We start from the raw sequence: 18494 nt of genomic DNA on the forward strand, positions 1-18494 counted from the left end.
ACCCCTCCTCGCGCCCCGTCAAGGGCACCCCACTCCACTCTGCCTCCCATGGCACGCATGCTGCTTGTTTTCGCAAGACGGAATTATCATTCCACTGAGCAGAACTTAATGACGTACGAGCTCGTAGTCAACGAACCGCCGGGTAGGCTGCGACCTCGCCCGCCATCTCGAAAGGACCGCGCCCGTGCCGATGTCCAGCGCCAGCGCCCACACGACCGACTCCGCCAAGTCGTCCTCCGGTGGTGTCCAGTCCCTCGAGCGCGCCTTCGATCTGCTGGAGCGGATGGCGGACGCCGGCGGCGAGGTGGGCCTGAGCGAGCTGTCCGCGAGCAGCGGCCTGCCGCTGCCGACGATCCACCGGCTGATGCGGACACTGGTCGTCTGCGGCTACGTGCGCCAGCAGTCCAACCGGCGCTACGCCCTCGGCCCGCGCCTGATCCGCCTCGGCGAGTCCGCGTCCCGGCTGCTCGGCACCTGGGCGCGCCCGTACCTCGCGCGCCTCGTCGAGGAGACCGGCGAGACGGCGAACATGGCCCTGCTGGACGGCGACGAGATCGTCTACGTCGCCCAGGTGCCGTCCAAGCACTCGATGCGGATGTTCACCGAGGTGGGCCGCCGCGTCCTCCCCCACTCCACGGGGGTCGGCAAGGCGCTCCTCGCCGGGTTCCCGGCCGACGAGGTGCGCGCGCTGCTGGCCCGTACGGGCATGCCCGCGGCCACGGACAAGACGATCACCACGCCCGAGGGCTTCCTGAGCGCCCTGGAGGACGTCCGCCGGCTGGGATACGCGGTCGACGACAACGAACAGGAGATCGGCGTCCGCTGCCTCGCCGTCTCCGTCCCGAACTCCCCCACCGCCGCGGCCATTTCGATCTCCGGCCCGGCGGGACGCGTCACGGAGACGGCGACGGAACGGATCGTGCCGGTGCTGCAGCAGGTGGCGGTGGAACTGTCGGAGGCGCTGGCGAGCTCGGGCGCGGGGAGCTGAGCGGCGGGGTTCCGCTCATGTCTCCCGGTGCGTTGTCGGGTGCGGGTGCGTGGGGCTTCTCGCGCAGTTCCCCGCGCCCCTGAAAAGCAGGGCTTCACCCCGTGCTTTCGCCCCTGAGTGGCCGTAGGCCCTCAAGGGGCGCGGGGAACTGCGCGACCAGCCCCCACCGGACGGACGCCTGGGGGTCAAAGGGGCACAGCCCCTTGGTGGGGGCACCTCCCGCTCGAGCGAAGCCGAGAGTGGGGGAGGGACGGGTAGGGGCGGCGGGGGCGGAATACGCGGCGGTCAGCGGCGAGGCGGCTCGCCGAACAGCTCCACCGCCGTACGGACATCCGCCAACCCCTTCGCCAACGCACTCACCGACCCGATCGACCCCGCGATCAACAACAGCGACCGCCGCAACCGCGGAACCTCCGGCATCCCCGTGACGGCCATCGCCGCGAGCGCCGCCAGCTCGTCCTCCGCTATGCCCCGGTCGGGGAACTCCGCCGGATGCGCGGCCAGTTCACGACGCAGCCGGGACACGGCCGAGCTCAGCTCCGCCACTCTCGGATCCTCGTCACCGCCGGTCACTGGCCTCTGCCCCAAGCTCCGCAACACAGCCCTCTCCCCCCTCGCCCACGCCTTCGTGCACGAGTCATGGCCGTGCGACGGCGCACGGCCGCCCGCCCCGTGGCGTCGGTCGGGCGCCGGGGGTGGCGCGGGCCAGTAAACGCCAATCGGTGTGGCGAGCGCCACTGCGGGGACCGAAATTCAGTCCCCGGGCACCACAAAGACGGCACCCGGTCCGTGGGGCTTCGCGGGACGCCCGCGCCCGGTCGGGTATGCAGGGGACATGACGCACCACCAGTCCCGGAACACAGCCCGTAACACAGCCCCTGGCACGGCCTCTGACACAGCCCCCGACCCGGCCCACCCGGCGTCCGCGAGCGAGGTCGTCGGCCTGCTGCTGGCCGCCGGCGGCGGGCGGCGCCTCGGCGGTCGCCCCAAGGCCCTGCTCACCCACCGCGGCCGCCCGTTGGTCGAACACGCGGTCGGCGTGCTGCGGGCAGGCGGCTGCACCCGGGTCCATGTGGTCCTCGGCGCCGAGTCGGCGGCCGTGCGCGCCCGCGCCGACCTGCCCGGCTGCGTCCTGGTCGACAATCCGGACTGGGCCGAGGGAATGGGCTCCTCGCTGCGAGCCGGACTGGAGTCACTGACGGGGACGGGAGCGGATGCCGCCCTGGTGTCACTGGTGGACCAGCCGGGCATCGGGCCGGAGGCGGTGGCCCGCGTCCTCGCCGCGCACGGTTCGCGCCGGTCGCTCGTGGCGGCCGCGTACGACGGCGTGCGGGGCCACCCCGTCCTCTTCGGCGCCGACCACTGGGCCGGCATCGCCGCCACCGCCACCGGCGACCGAGGGGCACGCGCCTACCTGAAGGAGCACGGCGACACGATCACCCTCGTCGAGTGCGGGGACGTGGCACGGCCGTACGACATCGACACCGAGGCCGACCTCGTCCACCTTGAGTGAACGGGGTGACACTCAGCGCCACCCTGACTCGATCCGGAGAATCTCGACATCAACAAAACATTGAACTTCCACCATGAGGAAACTACTATCCACTGTTCAGAAGCGTCCCGCCCGTCCGGGGGCGCCCACAGCCCGACCCGGGTCGACTGACACCCGGTGCCACGCCCGCTGAAGGAAGTGACAGCTCATGTCCGCACCAGCGCCGTCCCCGCTGGCCATCGTCGACGCCGAGCCCCTGCCCCGCCAGGACGAGGTCCTCACCCCCGCCGCCCTCGCCTTCGTGGCCGAGCTGCACCGCCGGTTCACCCCCCGGCGTGACGAGCTGCTGGCCCGCCGCGCGGAGCGGCGCGCCGAGATCGCCCGTACCTCCACGCTCGACTTCCTCCCGGAGACCGCCGCGATCCGCGCCGACGACTCCTGGCGGGTGGCCCCCTCCCCGGCCGCGCTGGACGACCGCCGTGTCGAGATCACCGGCCCCACCGACCGCAAGATGACGATCAACGCCCTGAACTCGGGGGCGAGGATCTGGCTCGCGGACTTCGAGGACGCCTCCGCGCCGACCTGGGAGAACGTGGTCCTCGGCCAGGTGAACATGGCCGACGCCTACACGCGGAACATCGACTTCACCGACGAGCGCACCGGCAAGTCCTACGCGCTGCGCCCGAACGAGGAGCTGGCGACGGTCGTCATGCGCCCGCGCGGCTGGCACCTCGACGAGCGCCACCTCGTCGACAGCGCCGGCGACGGCCGGGCGGTGCCCGGCGCGCTCGTCGACTTCGGGCTGTACTTCTTCCACAACGCCCAGCGCCTGCTGGACCTCGGCAAGGGCCCGTACTTCTACCTCCCGAAGACGGAGTCGCACCTGGAGGCCCGCCTCTGGAACGAGGTGTTCGTCTTCGCGCAGGACCACCTCGGCATCCCGCAGGGCACGATCCGCGCCACCGTCCTCATCGAGACGATCACGGCCGCGTACGAGATGGAGGAGATCCTCTACGAACTGCGCGACCACGCCTCGGGGTTGAACGCGGGCCGCTGGGACTACCTCTTCTCCATCGTGAAGAACTTCCGGGACGGCGGCGCCAAGTTCGTCCTGCCGGACCGCAACGCGGTGACGATGACCGCCCCGTTCATGCGCGCGTACACCGAACTCCTCGTCCGCACCTGCCACAAGCGCGGCGCGCACGCGATCGGCGGCATGGCCGCCTTCATCCCGTCGCGGCGCGACGAGGAGGTCAACAAGGTCGCGTTCGAGAAGGTCAAGGCCGACAAGGACCGGGAGGCGAACGACGGCTTCGACGGCTCCTGGGTGGCCCACCCCGACCTGGTCCCGATCGCCATGGCCTCCTTCGACGCCGTCCTCGGCGACAGGCCCAACCAGAAGGACCGCCTCCGCGAGGACGTCGACGTCAAGGCCGCCGATCTGATCGCCGTCGACTCCCTCGACGCCAGGCCGACGTACGCCGGGCTCGTCAACGCCGTCCAGGTCGGCATCCGTTACATCGAGGCATGGCTGCGCGGCCTCGGCGCCGTCGCCATCTTCAACCTGATGGAGGACGCGGCCACCGCCGAGATCTCCCGCTCCCAGATCTGGCAGTGGATCAACGCGGGCGTCGAGTTCGAGCGCGACGGACAGACGGTGAAGGCCACGCCGGAGCTGGCCCGCGAGGTCGCCGCCGAGGAACTCGCCAATCTGCGGGCGGAGTTGGGCGAGGAGGCGTTCGCCGCCGGGCACTGGCAGCAGGCCCACGACCTCCTGTTGGAGGTCTCCCTCGACGAGGACTACGTCGACTTCCTGACCCTGCCGGCGTACGAGCAGCTCAAGGGCTGAGCTACGACCCGCCGATCTTGTCCGAGTGGCCCAGGGACCTTCCCGGGGCCACTCGGTCGCGTACGGCCTGCTTGACGGCGGTGGGCTCGGGGAAGCCCTGGTCACGGCGGTCCCAGACGACCTCGTCGCCCACCCGGACCACGAAGACGCCGCCCGTGCCGGGCTTGAGGGACAGCTCCGTCAGTTCGCTCTCGAAGGTCGTCAGCAGCTCCTGGGCCAGCCATGCGGCCCGGGGCAGCCAGCGGCACTGGGTGCAGTACTCGATCTCGACCCGCTGTGTCCGCGTCATCCCAGGTGCACCGACCAATCCTGTTCCGCCGCCGGCTTGCCGTGCAGGTCGGGGACCCGCTTCAGCCAGTCCGGCCGGCCTCGCTGAGTTTTCGCCGCGCGCAGGGCCTCCTCGGCGGCGAGTTCCTCCCGGGTGGGGAAGTCGGTGGGGAGCCAGCCGGCGGAGGCGGCCACGCGCGCGTGGAGGTAGCGCACATAGGCGTCGCGGACCTCGTCGGGCGAGGTGAAGCCGTCCTCGACGGGCAGCCAGCCGTCCGGTACCTCCGCGACGATGCGCCGCAGCAGGTCCTCGGTCACCTTCGGCGCGAGCTCCGCGTCGGCCGCGCGCACGTCCGGGGCGTAGTGGCCGAGGGCGTGGTGGCGGAAGTCGTAGGCCTTCGTGGGGTCCGAGGCGTCCCAGCGGTGGTGGAAGACGAGGGCCGCGCCGTGGTCGATCAGCCAGAGGCGCGGAGGCGCGATGCCGAGGGTGGGCCAGATCATGAGGTTCGAACTGTGCACGGTGCGGTCGACGTTGACCGTGAGGGCGTCGAGCCAGACGATCCGGCCGGCTTCCAGCGGGTCGACGCGGAACTCCCGCGCGACCTCCGGGGTGAAGTCCGCTGCGCCCGGCAGATAGTCCATGCCGAGGTTGAGGCCGGCGCTCGCCGCGTGCAGTTCCCGTACCTCCTGGTGCGGCTCGCTCTCGGCGATCGCCGGGTCGAAGCGCGCGAGGACCAGCTCCGGGAACCGCATCCCGAGCGCCCGCGCCAGCTCCCCGACGATCACCTCGGCGACCAGCGCCTTGCGCCCCTGCGCCGAGCCCGTGAACTTGACGACGTAGGTGCCCAGGTCGTCGGCCTCGACGATCCCGGGCACGGAGCCACCGGCACGCAGGGGGGCGACGTAGCGGGTCGCGGTGACCTCTCTCAACATCTTCCGCTCCCGGCCTTCGGCATGAAGGGACATAGTAACCAGGCGCCGTCGCCCGCCCGGCGGCCCCCGGTCACGGCATCGCCGTGACCGGGGCTCGGGATCAGCTGCGGCGGCGGGTGCCGGCCGCCGCTAGTTCCGGTACCGGAACACGATCCGGCCGCGTGTCAGGTCGTACGGCGGGAGTTCCACCAGCACCCGGTCCGCCAGCACGATCTTGATGTAGTTCTTGCGGATCTTCCCGCTGATGTGGGCGAGCACCTGGTGGCCGTTCTCCAGCTCCACCATGAACATGGCGCTGCGCAGGCACTCGACGACCCTGCCCTCGACCTCGATGACGTTCTTGTTCCTCGTCATCGCACCAGCTCCAGGTTGCTGCCGGCCCGCCGGGCGCCGACGCCTTCGAACAGCGCCGAGGCGGCGTGGTTGGACTCCTGCACCTCGGTCCACGCCTCGGTGAACCCGGCGCGGTGCAGGGTGCCCAGCGCGTGGCCGAGCAGCGCTCGCGCGATGCCCCGGCGCCGCTCACCGACCCGGACCGCGAGCAGCCCGATGCGCGGTCGGATCGGGATCACCACCCGGATCAGCCCGAGGTAGCGGTCCGGCGCCGCGGCCACCGCGTAGGTCGACGGGTCGACGACGGTGTCGCCCCCGGGGCCGTGCACCACCTCCGCGGGCATCGACTGCCACCCGACGGTCGCCTCGATCTCGTCACGGATCGCGCGGTCCACCGCCCGCAGCAGACCCTCGTCCGCCCGACCGGCGGGGACGATCGTCACGTCGGAAGGCGGCAGGACCTCGTCGAGCCCTGTGGCCCTCGGGTCGGTCGGTACGACGTACTCCCACTCGCGGCGCCGGATCGTGAATCCGGCCCGCCGCAGGCGGGCCGTCAGCTCCGCGTCGGCCTCGTCGACCACGGTGTGCAGCGGCGCCGGCAGGTCCGCCGACATCGCCTCGGCGAGCCGGTCGAAGGGCTCGTCGTGCCAGGCGTCGACGCTGACGAACAGCCGTCCGTCGGGCCGGTGCCGTGCGTGCCCTCGGCCGACCACCAGGTCGTCCTCCAGGGCGTGCCACTGCCCGTCGGCGACGCGCGTGATCATCACGGCGTTCTCGCCCGGACCGGCGGTGCAAGGTTTCGTTCTCATCGGAGTGTCCCTCCAGGAGTGCCTCGGTCTCAGGCGCTCCCGGCGACACCGAACGTCAGCCGCCGGACCGTGACGGGTTGAGGGAGCACCCATGGGTGACTGTGTTCACGGGGCTCACCTCCCTACGACGACTTCACGGTCCGCCACGAACCTAGCAACGGGGAACCGTCCGGCTCAAAGCATTTATCCGGCTCGCCCGAGGGCTGCCGCCGGTCAGAGTCTGCGCACCACGCGGGTGGCGACCGTGGCGTACCCGATGCCGACCGCCAGGGAGGCGAGGAGGGCGAGGACGGGGAAGTCGTCGCGGAGGAGGGGGTAGACCTGGAAGTGGGTCAGATAGATGTAGAGGGAACTGCTCGCCAGGACGCCGGCGACGCGGTTGAGCGGGCCCAGGCTCGGCAGCGTCGGCACCCAGATCAGCAGGGTCAGGCCCGCGACGACCAGGAGCGTGCGCTGCGGCTGGTCCTGGAACAGGCCGGGCGTGGTGAGCAGGAGCACCGCGGTCAGCAGGACCCGTTGCCGCGCGCTCGTCGCCCGCGCCGCCGCCCAGCCGAGCGCGAACAGCCAGAACACCACGGTCGGGCCCAGGTGGAAGCGGGCGGGCGCCAGGCCCAGCAGGTCGTAGCGGCCGACCAGGCCGATCGCCACGAGCGTCAGCGGGACCGCGAACGGGTGGCGCCGCTCCAGCCGGTCCAGCAGCGGCACGGCCAGCAGCGCGCCCAGCACGACCAGGAAGTGGACCAGCGCCTCCACGAACCAGTAGTGCCACTCGTGGCGCTCGGTGCCCTGGTCGAGGAGGCTGTTGACCAGCAGGGCGTTGGCCGGGTCGTACAGGCCGGTCAGCAGGACCGCGCAGGTGATCCACACCATGCTCGGCAGAGCTATGCGGGCGACGCCGCGCCACAGGTGGCGTACGCGGTCGCGGTGGGCGGCGGCGGTCAGGTGGAAGCGGGCGAAGTTGTAGCCCGCGACGCCGATCAGGATGTGGGCGCTGCCCTGGAGCGTGAAGACGGGGATGTGCGAGCCGACGACGAGCACGATCCCGACCGCCCGCAGCGCGATCCCGGTCTCCAGGGAACGCCGGGCACCTCGGGAGCGGGTCTCGCGCGCCCCGGTGTCCTCCTCCGGACGGTCCCGCAACTCCGTTGCCAGGGAGGCCAGTTCGCGAATCGGTCGCGCGGGCCAGTCCGTGGGGAGGGTGCCCAGGGCCTCCTCCAGCCGCAGGGACATCTCCACGTAGCAGAGCGAGTCGCCGCCCAGGCCGACGAAGCTGCTGTCGTCGGTGACGTCGTCGCGGTCGAGTATGTCGGCGTAGAGGCTCCGCAGCGCGGCCCCCGGGTCGGTGCTCCGCGGGGCGGTGGCCGGTTCCGCGCCCGCCTCTCCCGCCTCGCCCGCCGGGTCCGCCGCCGGGGGCCGCGGACGCGTGAGACGGCGCACGGCCTCGTGGTCGGGCTTTCCGCTGGCCAGGCGGGGCAGTTCCGGAACGAGGCGCACCCGGACGGCTCGTGGCGGGATCCCGCACTCCTGTGCCACCAGGCGGCGCACGCGTGTCTCGTCGGAGCGGCTCCTGCCGCCGTCCGTCAGCGCCGCCACCGCCAGCGCGTCCCCGTCGGCCACGCAGAACGCGGTGATCCCGTGCCGTTCCAGCAGGGCCTCCACGCGCTGGGGATCGATCCGCAGGCCGCAGATCTTCGCGAACCGGCTGCGGCGCCCGACTATCTCGTACAGCCCGTCGGGCGCGCGCCGCGCCAGGTCGCCCGTGTGCAGTTCCTGGACCGTGCGCCCGAGGGCCAGGTCGGCCGGGCCCCGCGCGTAGCCGAGCATGACGTTCGGGCCGGAGTAGACGAGTTCGCCGACGTCGCCCGCGTCGGGGCTCCCGGCGGTCCCCGGGTCTGTCGGCGTGTCGACGGGTGCCAGACGGAAGGAGCCGCCGGGGATCGCCACGCCGACGGCTTCCGGGCGGGATGCCGCGAGGTGCGGCGGCAGATAGGCCATGCGGGCCGTCGCCTCGGTCTGCCCGTACATCACGAAGAGTTCCCAGCCCGCCCGGCGCCCCTGTTCGGCGTAGCGGGCGACCCGTTCCGGCGCCAGCCGGCCGCCCGCCTGGGTGACGCGGCGCAGGTGCGGCAGCTCCATGTCGGCGAACCCGACGCGGTCGAGGAGGTCGAAGGTGTACGGCACACCGGCCAGCGAGGTGCCGCGGGCGGCGCGGAACTCCTCCCAGAACCCGGCGTCCGCCACCGACCGGTCGGTGAGGATCAGCCCGGCGCCGCGCACCAGGTGGCTGTGGATGACGGAGAGGCCGTAGCAGTAGTGCGGGGGCAGGGTCGTGGCCGCGCGGTCGGTGTCGGTGATGCCGAGGTACACGGCGATGGACGCGGCGTTCGACTGCACGTTGTCGTGCGAGAGCCGTACGAGCTTCGGGGAGCCGGTCGAGCCTGACGTGCTCAGCAGCAGCGCGAGGTCCGGGTGGAGGGTGTGGGCGGTGCCGGGCCTGCGTTCGTCGAGGGTCACGTGGCCGTGCTCGTCCTGACGGGCCACCACGTCCGGGTCGTACGCCTCGGTCAGCGCGCCGATCGTGCTGTCGCTGTCACCGGGGACGAGCAGGACCGGGTGTCCGGCGGACAGGGCGGCGAGATGGACGACGAGGGCGTCGACGCGGTTGGCGCCGGCCAGCAGGACCAGGCGGCGGACGGGGCCGAGGCGCCTGGCCGTGGCGGTGACCCGCCGGGCGAGCTCTCGGTAGCTGAGTTCACCCGAAGGCGTGATGAAGGCGACACGGTCGCCATGGGCGGCGAGTTGGCGCGCGAAGGTCACTCCGTGCGGTCCGGCGGAGGGCCGGACCGGCGGTGCCGACAGAGGGATCGGAGTCGAGAAGGGGCTCGCGGCCGGCGCCCGGAAGGGAGCGCGAAGGGGCTCGGGCGGTGAGATCACGGGCGCGCAACCTTTCTGCGGCAGCGTCCGCAAAGAGCACAGATCCCTTGACGCTTAGGCAAGGTTTACCTTATTCATAGCATGTTCATAGTTGGCTTGAAAACATCATTTCTCCGCCCGCCGACCGACCCCGCGCCCAGCGGTTCGCCGGTGGCTCCCGCAGGAAGGCACATCACCATGCGACGCCCCCTGGCTCGCCGGATCACCGCGCTCGTCGCGGCCGGCCTGCTGCTCCCCGCCCTCGCCGCCTGCGGCTCCGACGACGACACGAGCACGGCCGGGGAGGGGGGCGACTCCGCCCTCGTCATCTACTCCGGACGCAACGAGAAGCTGGTCAAGCCGCTCCTCGACAAGCTGGAGAAGGCGGTGGGCACCAAGGTCGAGGTGCGCTACGGCGACAGCGCGGAGCTCGCCGCCCAGATCCTGGAGGAGGGCGAACGCACCAAGGCGGGACTGTTCTTCTCCCAGGACGCCGGGGCCCTGGGCGCCCTCTCCAAGGAGGGCATGCTGAAGAAGCTCCCGCAGTCCTCGCTCGACGAGGTGGACGAGGCATACCGCGGCGGCGACGGCGATTGGGTGGGTCTGTCCGGACGCGTCCGGGTGATCGCCTACAACCCTGACGACCTCACCGAGGATCAGGTTCCGGACAGCGTCCACGACGTGGTGAAGCCGCAGTGGAAGGGCAAGGTCGGCTTCGCGCCCACCAACGCCTCCTTCCAGGCCTTCGTCACCGGCATGCGCGTCCTGGAGGGCGACGACGCCACCCGCGAGTGGCTGACGGACCTGAAGGCCAACGGCGCGAAGACCTACGCCCACAACCTCGCCACCCTCGACGCGATCGAGGCCGGCGAGGTCTCCCTCGGCCTGGTCAACCACTACTACTGGTACGAGCGGGTCGCCGAGAAGGGCGAGGACAAGGTCAACGCCAAGCTCCACTTCCTGCCCGGCGGGGACCCCGGCGCGCTGATCAACGTGGCGGGCGCGGGCATCCTGAAGGACAGCGGACAGACCGAGGCCGCGCAGAAGGCCGTCGACTACCTCCTCTCCGAGGAGGCGCAGACCTACTTCGCCGACAAGACGAAGGAGTACCCGCTGGCCGCCGGCGTCACCAGCACCGTCGAGGGACTGCCGCCGTTCGAGTCCCTGGAGTCCCCCGACATCGACCTCGGCAAGCTGGACTCCCTCCAGGAGACCCTGGCGATGCTCCAGGACGTCGGGCTCGTCTGACAGTCGTGAACACCACCGCATCCACGGCACCCCCGGCCGGCGCGGACGCTCCGGCCGGGCGCCGACGGGTCCGCGCCGCCCGGGGGGCCACCTCCGACGCCGGGCGCCGACCGCCCCTCGTCCTGCTCGTTCCCGCCTGCGTCGCCGCGCTGTTCGCGCTGCTGCCGCTCGGCTACCTCGCCGTGCGCGCCCTCGAACGCGGGCCCGCCTTCGCCTGGGACGTCGTCGCCGACGAGCGCACCCTCGCCCTCCTCGGCCGCAGCCTCGGCCTCACCGTCGTCGTCGTGGCGGCCTGTCTGGTCCTCGGCGTCTCCCTGGCCTGGCTGACCGTGCGCACCGCGCTGCCCGGCGCCCGCGCCTGGTCGGTGCTGGCCACGCTGCCGCTCGCCGTGCCCAGTTACGTCGCCGCCTTCGCGTGGTTGGCCGCCGAGCCCGACCTCGCCGGCTTCGGCGGCGCCGCGCTCGCCCTGACCCTCGTCAGCTTCCCGTACGTGCTCCTGCCGGTCGCCGCCGCGCTGCGCGGCACGGACCCGGCGCTGGAGGAGGCCGCCCGCTCCCTCGGACACGGACCCCTGCGGACGTTCTGGCGCGTCACCCTGCCCCAGCTGCGGCCCTCGGCGGCGGGCGGCGCCCTGCTCGTCGCGCTCTACGTCCTCTCCGACTTCGGCGCGGTCTCCCTCATGCGCTACGACACGTTCACCCGCGCCATCCACACCTCCTACCGCGCCTCCTTCGACCGCACCCCGGCCGCCGCGCTCAGCGTCGTGCTGGTGGTGATGACGGTGACCCTGGTCGCCGCCGAGGCCCGTACGCGCGGACGCGCCGGACACGCGCGGACCGGCAGCGGCACCGCCCGACCGGCCGCCCCGCTCCCCCTGGGCAAGTGGCGGCCGGTCGCCCTGCTGTGGTGCGCCGCCGTGACCGCCGCGGCGGTCGTCTTCCCGCTCGCCACCCTCGGCTACTGGCTGGCCGCCGGCACCTCCGCCACCTGGGACCTGCCCCTGCTCACGGACACCGCCCTGGCCACCCTCGGGGTCGCCGCCGCGGGTGCCGCCCTCACCACGGTCCTCGCCCTGCCGGTCGGGGTGATCGCGGCCCGCCACAAGGGGCGCGGGGCTCGGCTGCTGGAGCAGTCGGCCTACGCGGGCCACGCGCTGCCCGGCATCACGGTCGCGCTGGCCCTGGTCTTCTTCGCGGTCCGCTACGCCTACCCCCTCTACCAGCAGCTGCCGCTGCTGGTAGGCGCGTACGCCGTCCTCTTCCTGCCCGTCGCGGTCGCCGCGACCCGCGCCGCCGTCCTCCAGGCCCCGCCCGTGCTGGAGGACGTCGCCCGCTCGCTCGGCCGGCGCCCCTGGCAGGTACTGCGCGAGGTCACCGTGCCGCTGGCCGCGCCCGGCGTGGCGGCCGGGGCGGCCCTCACCTTCGTGGTCTGCATGAAGGAGCTCCCGGCCACCCTCCTTCTCCGGCCGACGGGCATGGACACCCTGGCCACCCGGCTGTGGACCGAGACGGGCGCCGGCTCGTTCGCGGCCGCCGCCCCCTACGCGGCCGCGCTGATCCTGCTGGCGGCCGTTCCCTCCTACCTCCTTGGCAGGCACCGCCCATGAACGCTCTCCGGATCGAGGGCCTGACGAAGTCCTACGGCCCCGACGCACCCGTCCTGCGCGGCCTCGACCTCACCGTGCCGTCCGGCAGCCTGGTCGCTGTCCTGGGCCCCTCCGGCTGCGGCAAGACCACCATGCTCCGGGTCGTCGCGGGCTTCCTGCGCGCGGACGCGGGCACCGTACGGATCGGCGACCGGGTGATCGGAGGTCCCGGGGTCCACCTGCCGCCCGAGCGCCGCCGGATCGGCATCGTGCCCCAGGAGGGCGCGCTGTTCCCGCACCTCAGTGTGGCCCGCAACGTGGCCTTCGGCCTCAAGGGCGCCGACCGAACCGAACGCCGGAACCGTACGGAAGAGATGCTGGACCTGGTCGGCCTCGCCGGCTACGGCGACCGCATGCCCCATGAGCTCTCCGGCGGCCAGCAACAACGCGTCTCCCTGGCCCGCGCCCTGGCCCCGCGCCCCCAACTCGTCCTCCTCGACGAGCCGTTCAACGCCCTGGACAGCGCCTTGCGGGCAGGGGTGCGGGCGGATGTGCGCACGGCACTGCGGGCGACGGGCGCGACGGCGGTCCTGGTCACCCACGACCAGCAGGAGGCCCTGTCCACCGCGGATCTCGTCGCGGTCGTCCACGCGGGCCGGGTCGTCCAGTGCGCCACGCCGCAGGACCTCTACCGCCGGCCCGCGGACCCCTGGGTGGCGGGGTTCGTCGGGGAGGCGGTACTGCTCCCCGCCACCACCACCGGCGGCGACAACACGGCCGACACGGCACTGGGCCGCGTCCCCCTCACCGGCCCGCCCACCGGCGTCCGGGAGGGCACGGTCCTGCTGCGCCCCGAGCAACTCCGGCTCACCGACCCCGCCACCGAGGGCGCCGTCCGGGGCCGGGTGACCGACATCAGCTACTACGGCCACGACGCCATGGTCACCGTGACCGTCCCGCACCACGGCTCGCCCATCGACATCCGCGTCCCGGGCCAGCCGCCGGTGAGGCCCGGGGAGGAGACGGGCGTACGGGTCACGGGCGAGGCGACACTGCACGCGAACGTCCCGTCGTGACGGCCACCCGCCGACGCCGGTCGCGGCCCGTGCGCGCGGCCGGCGGGAGGCGGGAGGCCGAGTCGGGGGCAGGCCCTTCAGGGCGTCGTTCCCGCCGTCTCCGAGGAGAAGCCCTCGCGCAGCTGCAGGGGTGCCATGCCGTGCCAGCGGCGGACAGCCCGGCGCAGGGCGCGTTCGTCGGAGAAGCCCGCCTGGCGGGCCACCTCGCGGAGGGTGAGGTGAGGGCGGTGCAGGAGCAGTTCGACGCGCTCCCGGCGGACGCCCTCGACGATCGCCTCGTAGGAGGTGCCGCAGTCGGCCAGGCGGCGGCGCAGCGTCCGCTCGCTCGACGCGTGTCTGCGGGCCTGCTCGGAGAAGGAGGGGACGAACGGGAGGCTCTGCGCGACGGAGATCTCCAGGATCTCCAACAGGTCCTGCTGACGACGGCGGGAGGCCATCTGTCCTTCGAGGAGTTCGAGGGTCGCGGCGTAGGTGACCGGATCGCGGCCCGGCATCGGCCGGTTGATCCATGCCTGCGGTACCACCAGCCGGTTGCGGGTGGCGCCGAAGTGCAGGGGGCAGCGGAAGAGGTCGAGGAAGGGCTGGACGTCGCGCGGGGCGGCGAAGGCGAAGTGGACCTCCTGGGGTGCGAGGCCGGCGTCGGCGGCGAGGCGGCCCAGGGTGACGACGCTCGAGAACGCCTCCTCGACAAGGAAGACGGCGACGTTCGGGTCGATCATCGGGTCCGGGAGGTCGGCTCGGATCACGTAGTCGGAGCCCTCCCGGCCCGCCGACCAGACCGTCATCGCCCCGGACACGTTCTGGAAACGTACCCCCGTCTCGATGGCGACCCGGAGGGTGTCGCCGGCGAGCATGGCGAAGCCCACCAGCCCCCAGGCGGTGAGGTGCTGCGCGGCTCCGACCCGCAGGCCCAGGTTCTCGTCCCCGGTGAGTTCGACAGCGCGCCGGATGACGGCACTGCCCTGGCGGTAGGAGACGCGCAGGGCCGCCGAGCGCATCAGGGTCTCGGTGAGACCGACCTGGTCCAGTTCCGGCTGCAGGTCGACTCCGTACTCCTCGGTGATCTGGTCCAGGTAGCGCAGGATGTTCGGGGAGATCGTCGCCGACGTGCTGCGGGTGGTGCCGTTCTCCGGACGGGTTGCCTCGGTCATGGCTTCTCTCCAGGGCCGTACTCGCGACCACTCTAGGCACCGGCGTCCGGTTTCGGCCGCGCTAGCGGGTGCGGATCCAGACGGTCTTCTCCCTGGTCCACTGCGCGAAGGCGTCGGTGGACCGCTCCGCCCCGCCGAATCCGGACTGTTTCCAGCCGCCGAAGGGGGCGGTGATGTCGCCCTCGCTGTAGGCGTTGACGGAGACCACTCCGGCCTGGATGCCGCGGGCGAGACGGAAGGCGGTGTCGAGGTCGTGGGTCCACAGTGAGGCGGCAAGGCCGTAGGGGGTGGCGTTCGCCGTCCGGATCGCCTCCTGCTCGGAGGCGAAGGTCTGGACGGTGGCCACGGGGCCGAACAGTTCCTCGGTGAGGACCCGGCTGCCGTCGGGGGCGCCGACGACGACGGTGGGCGGGTAGTAGGCCCCGTGCGGGTGCAGGCCCGCCGGCAACCCGGCGGTGTGGGCCACGGCGCCGGCGTCGACCGCCTCGTCCACGGCGCGGGCGACCCGGTCTCGCGCCACAGTGCTGATCAGCGGTCCCGTGCGGGTGTCCGGCTTGGCCGGGTCGCCGATGACCAGGGCCCCGGCGGCGGCCGTGAACCGTGCGACGACGTCGGCGGCGATGTCCTCGTGGACCAGGATCCGGGAGCCGGCCGTGCAGTTCTGTCCCATCGTCAGGAACGCGGCCTCGATCATGTCGTCGATGAGGTCGGCGCCGAAGTCGAGCGCGTCCGGCATCAGCACCTGGGGGCTCTTGCCGCCCATCTCCAGGGAGACCCGCTTGAAGTTGGTCTCCGCGGCGTCGGCCAGGATCCGCCGTCCGGTCGCCGTCGAGCCGGTGAACGAGAGCGCGCCGATCCCGGGGTGGCGGGCGAGCGCCCGGCCGGCTTCCGCGCCGTAGCCGGGCAGCACGGTGAGGGTGCCGTCCGGCAGCCCCGCCTCCGTCGCCAGCCGGGCCACGTGGAGGGCCGAGCGCGGGGTCGCCTCGGCGGGCTTGAGCAGCAGGCTGTTGCCCGCGGCGAGGGCGGGCCCGATCTTCCAGGCGGCCATGGCGAGCGGGTAGTTCCAGGGGAGGACGGCGGCGACCGCTCCGACGGGTTCCCGGCTGATCAGACCCAGGTGGTCGTGGCTGGTGGGGGCGGTGCGGCCGAAGACCTTGTCGGCCGCCTCCGCGAACCAGCGGATCGACTCGATCGCCCCCGGCACATCGCCGGTACGGCACTCCGTGATGGGTTTGCCCGCGTCCTCGCAGTCCAGGCGGGCCAGGATCTCGGCGTCGCGTTCCATCAGCTCGGCGAGGCGCAGCAGGACCGCGGCCCGCTCCCGGGGCGGCCGAGCCGCCCACACCCCGCTCGCGAAGACGCGGTGCGCCTGGTCCACGGCCGTGTCCACCTCGTCCGCGGTGGCGGCCGGCAGGGTGTCGAGGGTCTCCCCGGTGGCTGGGTTGACGACCCGGAGCAGGCGGTCGTTCGCTTCCGTGGTCATGATCATGCCTCCTTCACGAGTTCCCAGCGGCCGTCGACCTGCCGGGCCAGTCCTCTGCGCCGCAGGTCCTCCAGGTACCGGGCCAGGCCGCGCTCGCCGCGCTTGCGGAAGAGCGGGAGAAGGCTGGGGAGAAGGTTCGGCACCAGCATGGAGAAGCGGACCAGGAGCGATTCGCCGGCGCGTGGATACGCCTCGAGCCGGGGCCGGTCGAGCAGGCTCACCACCGCGGCGACGACGTCGGACGGCTGCTGCGGCGGGTCCTGGAACTGCAGCGAGTTGCCGCCGTCGACGGCCTCCCGGCGCAGCATCGGGGTGTCGGTGGCCGACGGCAGCACCGAGCCGACACGAATGCCCTTGGCGCCCAGGTCGAGGGCGATGGACAGCATCGCGCCGCGCAGCCCGAACTTCGACGCCGCGTAGATCGGGGTCTCGCCCTGGGGGAAGATGCCGGCGAGGGACACCGTGGTGACGACGCGGGGATCGGCGGAGGCCGTCAGCAGGGGAATGGCCAGCCGGGTGGCCACCAGCGGGGAGATCATGTTGAGGTCGATCTCCCGCTCGATGGTTTCCACGGCGCGTACGTCGAACCGCTCGGTGCTGGTCATGCCGACGTTGTTGACCAGCACATCGAGGCGGCCGAAGGCGGCGGCGACCTGTTCGAAGAGGTCCGCGACACCGGCCCGGTCCAGCAGGTCGCAGCCGAGGCCCAGGTGACCGGTGCCGGGCAGGCTGTCCGCGACCCGCCGTGCACGCTCACCGTCGATGTCGACGACGACACACACCGCGCCGCCGCTCGCGAACCGCCGGCACAGCGCGCTGCCGATGCCGCCCGCGCCGCCGGTCACCAGCATCACCTTGCCGGTGCAGTCGTAGCCGCTCATGCCACCGTCTCCTTGCTGCGGGCCACCGGCGCCGCCGGAGCACGTCCCTCGGTGGGCCAGCCCATGGCGGCGGCGACCTTGGTCAGGTACTTGGTGTACGCGGCGCTGTCGACGTAGCCGGTGTGGCGCGGGGAGTCCACGAACCGCAGACCGCCCGACAGGTCCGGGCGGTCACCGCGGATCATGCGGGCGAACCGCGCGGCGCTCGGAGTGCCCCGGCGGCTGTCCTGGATGAAACCGGCGATCAACTGGGCCTGGGAGTCGAAGAGTTGGTAGGCGCCGGAGTTGGTCTCGATGAAGCCGACGCCGAACAGCCCCTCGTGCTCGCGGGAGAACGACGACAGGTACAGGTCGGGGTGCTGCTCGTCGCCGAAGTAGCGCTGGGCGACGGGCACTTTGTGGACGTAGCCGGTCGCCAGCAGGATCAGGTCGAAGTCGTTGCTGCTGCCGTCGGTGAAGTGGACGGTGCGGCCCTCGGCGCGCAGGACGCCCGGCCGCGCGGTGATGTCGCCGTGCTGCAGGTGGTGCAGGAGCATCGAGTTGACCGTGGGGTGGGTCTCGAAGAGCTTGTGGTCCGGCTTCTGCAGGCCGAGGCGGGTCGGATCGCCGTTGACGATCCGCAGGAGCGCGCCGAACAGCCTCTGCTCCAGCCACTTCGGCATCCGGGGACCGACACCTTCGAGGGTGTCCACGGGCCTGCCGAAGAGGTGCTTGGGGATGAACCAGTAACCGCGGCGCATGCTGATCTCCGCGTGGTCGGCGGCACGGGCCGCGTCGCAGGCGATGTCGCAGCCGGAGTTGCCCCCGCCCACCACCAGGACCCGCTTGCCGCGCAGTTCGTCGCTGCTGCGGTAGCCGACCGTGTGCCGGATCTCGCCGCTGAAGTCACCCGGGATCTCGGGGATGTTGGGGTGCCACTGCGAGCCGGTGCAGACCACCACCTGCGCGTGGCGGCTGGAGTGCCCGTCGGCTCGGGTGACCGTCCAGGTGCCGTCCGTGTTCTTCGCCACGTCGCGCACCGCGGTGCCGAACTCGATGCGTTCCGAGAGCCCGTACGCGTCGGCGAACGACGTCAGATACGACAGGATCTGCCGCTGCGGCGGGTAGTCGGCGAAGTGGTCGGGCATCGGCCAGCCGCCGAAGCCCGAGAGGGTCTTGCTGGAGACGAAATGGGCCGACTCGTACATCGGGCTGCCCGGGTTGTCGATGTCCCACAGGCCGCCCGGACCGGTGTGCCGCTCGATGTGCGTGTAGGGAAGCCGTCGCTCACCGAGTGCCCGTGCCACTGCCAGCCCAGCGGGACCGGCACCGATGACACACGTGTCGAATTCGGACTCCTTCACGAGTCCACCTCCTCTCGTCGCCACTGTCGGCGTGGGAGGAACTTAGGCAGCACGCAAGCACCGGCGGACTGGCCCGTGCGGCCACAAAGGGGGCCGCAGCGGCCAGCCCACTGACCGTTGGGCTGTTGGCTCCTGGTTGCCC

General features: G+C 72.3%; 16 protein-coding genes. 6 read left to right on the forward strand and 10 right to left on the reverse strand.

Annotated features, from left to right (window positions below; translation table 11 throughout):
- The first annotated feature begins 190 nt into the window (after positions 1–190).
- Complete coding sequence (locus tag ACZ9QC_RS07615; RefSeq protein WP_184903871.1) at positions 191–988, forward strand: IclR family transcriptional regulator; 798 nt, start codon at positions 191–193, stop codon at positions 986–988.
- Positions 989–1273: 285 nt separating this feature from the next.
- On the opposite strand, the gene ACZ9QC_RS07620 is transcribed toward ACZ9QC_RS07615, so the two are convergent.
- The gene (locus ACZ9QC_RS07620; RefSeq protein WP_230213488.1) at positions 1274–1588 is read right to left on the reverse strand and encodes a DUF5955 family protein; all 315 of its coding nucleotides are present in this window, start codon (positions 1586–1588) and stop codon (positions 1274–1276) included.
- Positions 1589–1823: 235 nt separating this feature from the next.
- On the opposite strand from ACZ9QC_RS07620, the gene ACZ9QC_RS07625 reads away from it, so the two are divergent.
- On the forward strand, positions 1824–2501 hold the full coding sequence (locus ACZ9QC_RS07625) for a nucleotidyltransferase family protein (RefSeq protein WP_472919432.1): 678 nt from the start codon (positions 1824–1826) through the stop codon (positions 2499–2501).
- Between the two features lie 187 nt (positions 2502–2688).
- A complete protein-coding gene (gene aceB, locus ACZ9QC_RS07630; protein WP_472919433.1) occupies positions 2689–4329 on the forward strand; it encodes a malate synthase A in 1641 nt (546 codons plus the stop codon).
- Position 4330: 1 nt separating this feature from the next.
- Here the strand turns inward: aceB and ACZ9QC_RS07635 are convergent, their stop codons facing one another.
- The 5 genes from ACZ9QC_RS07635 to ACZ9QC_RS07655 form a co-directional block, all read right to left on the reverse strand.
- A complete protein-coding gene (locus ACZ9QC_RS07635) occupies positions 4331–4618 on the reverse strand; it encodes an Rdx family protein (protein WP_472919434.1) in 288 nt (95 codons plus the stop codon).
- A complete protein-coding gene (locus ACZ9QC_RS07640; RefSeq protein WP_472919435.1) occupies positions 4615–5529 on the reverse strand; it encodes a HipA family kinase in 915 nt (304 codons plus the stop codon). Before ACZ9QC_RS07640 ends, ACZ9QC_RS07635 begins: the two co-directional genes overlap by 4 nt.
- A gap of 129 nt (positions 5530–5658) precedes the next feature.
- The gene (gene infA / locus ACZ9QC_RS07645) at positions 5659–5883 is read right to left on the reverse strand and encodes a translation initiation factor IF-1 (protein WP_472919436.1); all 225 of its coding nucleotides are present in this window, start codon (positions 5881–5883) and stop codon (positions 5659–5661) included.
- Positions 5880–6671: a GNAT family N-acetyltransferase gene (locus tag ACZ9QC_RS07650; protein ID WP_472919437.1), complete on the reverse strand. Its 792-nt coding sequence runs from the start codon at positions 6669–6671 to the stop codon at positions 5880–5882. The genes infA and ACZ9QC_RS07650 overlap by 4 nt, the downstream gene beginning before the upstream one ends.
- Before the next feature lie 213 nt (positions 6672–6884).
- On the reverse strand, positions 6885–9488 hold the full coding sequence (locus tag ACZ9QC_RS07655; RefSeq protein WP_472919438.1) for an AMP-binding protein: 2604 nt from the start codon (positions 9486–9488) through the stop codon (positions 6885–6887).
- A 294-nt stretch (positions 9489–9782) separates the two neighbouring features.
- Between ACZ9QC_RS07655 and ACZ9QC_RS07660 the strand changes: the two genes are divergently transcribed.
- Genes ACZ9QC_RS07660 through ACZ9QC_RS07670 form a run of 3 tightly spaced genes read left to right on the forward strand, consistent with a single transcriptional unit; the run spans position 9783 to position 13494 of the window.
- Positions 9783–10832, forward strand: coding sequence for an iron ABC transporter substrate-binding protein (locus tag ACZ9QC_RS07660; protein ID WP_472919439.1), 1050 nt, complete (start codon positions 9783–9785; stop codon positions 10830–10832).
- A gap of 5 nt (positions 10833–10837) precedes the next feature.
- Entirely contained in the window at positions 10838–12439 is a 1602-nt protein-coding gene (locus tag ACZ9QC_RS07665) for an ABC transporter permease (protein ID WP_472919440.1), read from the forward strand.
- Positions 12436–13494, forward strand: coding sequence for an ABC transporter ATP-binding protein (locus ACZ9QC_RS07670; RefSeq protein WP_472919441.1), 1059 nt, complete (start codon positions 12436–12438; stop codon positions 13492–13494). Before ACZ9QC_RS07665 ends, ACZ9QC_RS07670 begins: the two co-directional genes overlap by 4 nt.
- A gap of 77 nt (positions 13495–13571) precedes the next feature.
- Here the strand turns inward: ACZ9QC_RS07670 and ACZ9QC_RS07675 are convergent, their stop codons facing one another.
- The 4 genes from ACZ9QC_RS07675 to ACZ9QC_RS07690 all read right to left on the reverse strand — a co-directional run bounded on the left by ACZ9QC_RS07675 (position 13572) and on the right by ACZ9QC_RS07690 (position 18352).
- Positions 13572–14645 carry an AraC family transcriptional regulator gene (locus ACZ9QC_RS07675; protein WP_472919442.1) on the reverse strand — a complete coding sequence of 358 codons (1074 nt, stop codon included), beginning with the start codon at positions 14643–14645 and terminating at the stop codon, positions 13572–13574.
- Positions 14646–14706: 61 nt separating this feature from the next.
- Positions 14707–16128, reverse strand: a complete 1422-nt coding sequence (locus ACZ9QC_RS07680; RefSeq protein ID WP_472919443.1) for an aldehyde dehydrogenase family protein — start codon at positions 16126–16128, stop codon at positions 14707–14709.
- 2 nt (positions 16129–16130) lie between these two features.
- Positions 16131–17009: an SDR family NAD(P)-dependent oxidoreductase gene (locus ACZ9QC_RS07685; RefSeq protein WP_472919444.1), complete on the reverse strand. Its 879-nt coding sequence runs from the start codon at positions 17007–17009 to the stop codon at positions 16131–16133.
- Positions 17006–18352, reverse strand: coding sequence for a flavin-containing monooxygenase (locus ACZ9QC_RS07690; RefSeq protein ID WP_472919445.1), 1347 nt, complete (start codon positions 18350–18352; stop codon positions 17006–17008). Before ACZ9QC_RS07690 ends, ACZ9QC_RS07685 begins: the two co-directional genes overlap by 4 nt.
- Positions 18353–18494 lie beyond the last annotated feature (142 nt).

This window comes from Streptomyces sp. HUAS MS02 (assembly GCF_055702265.1).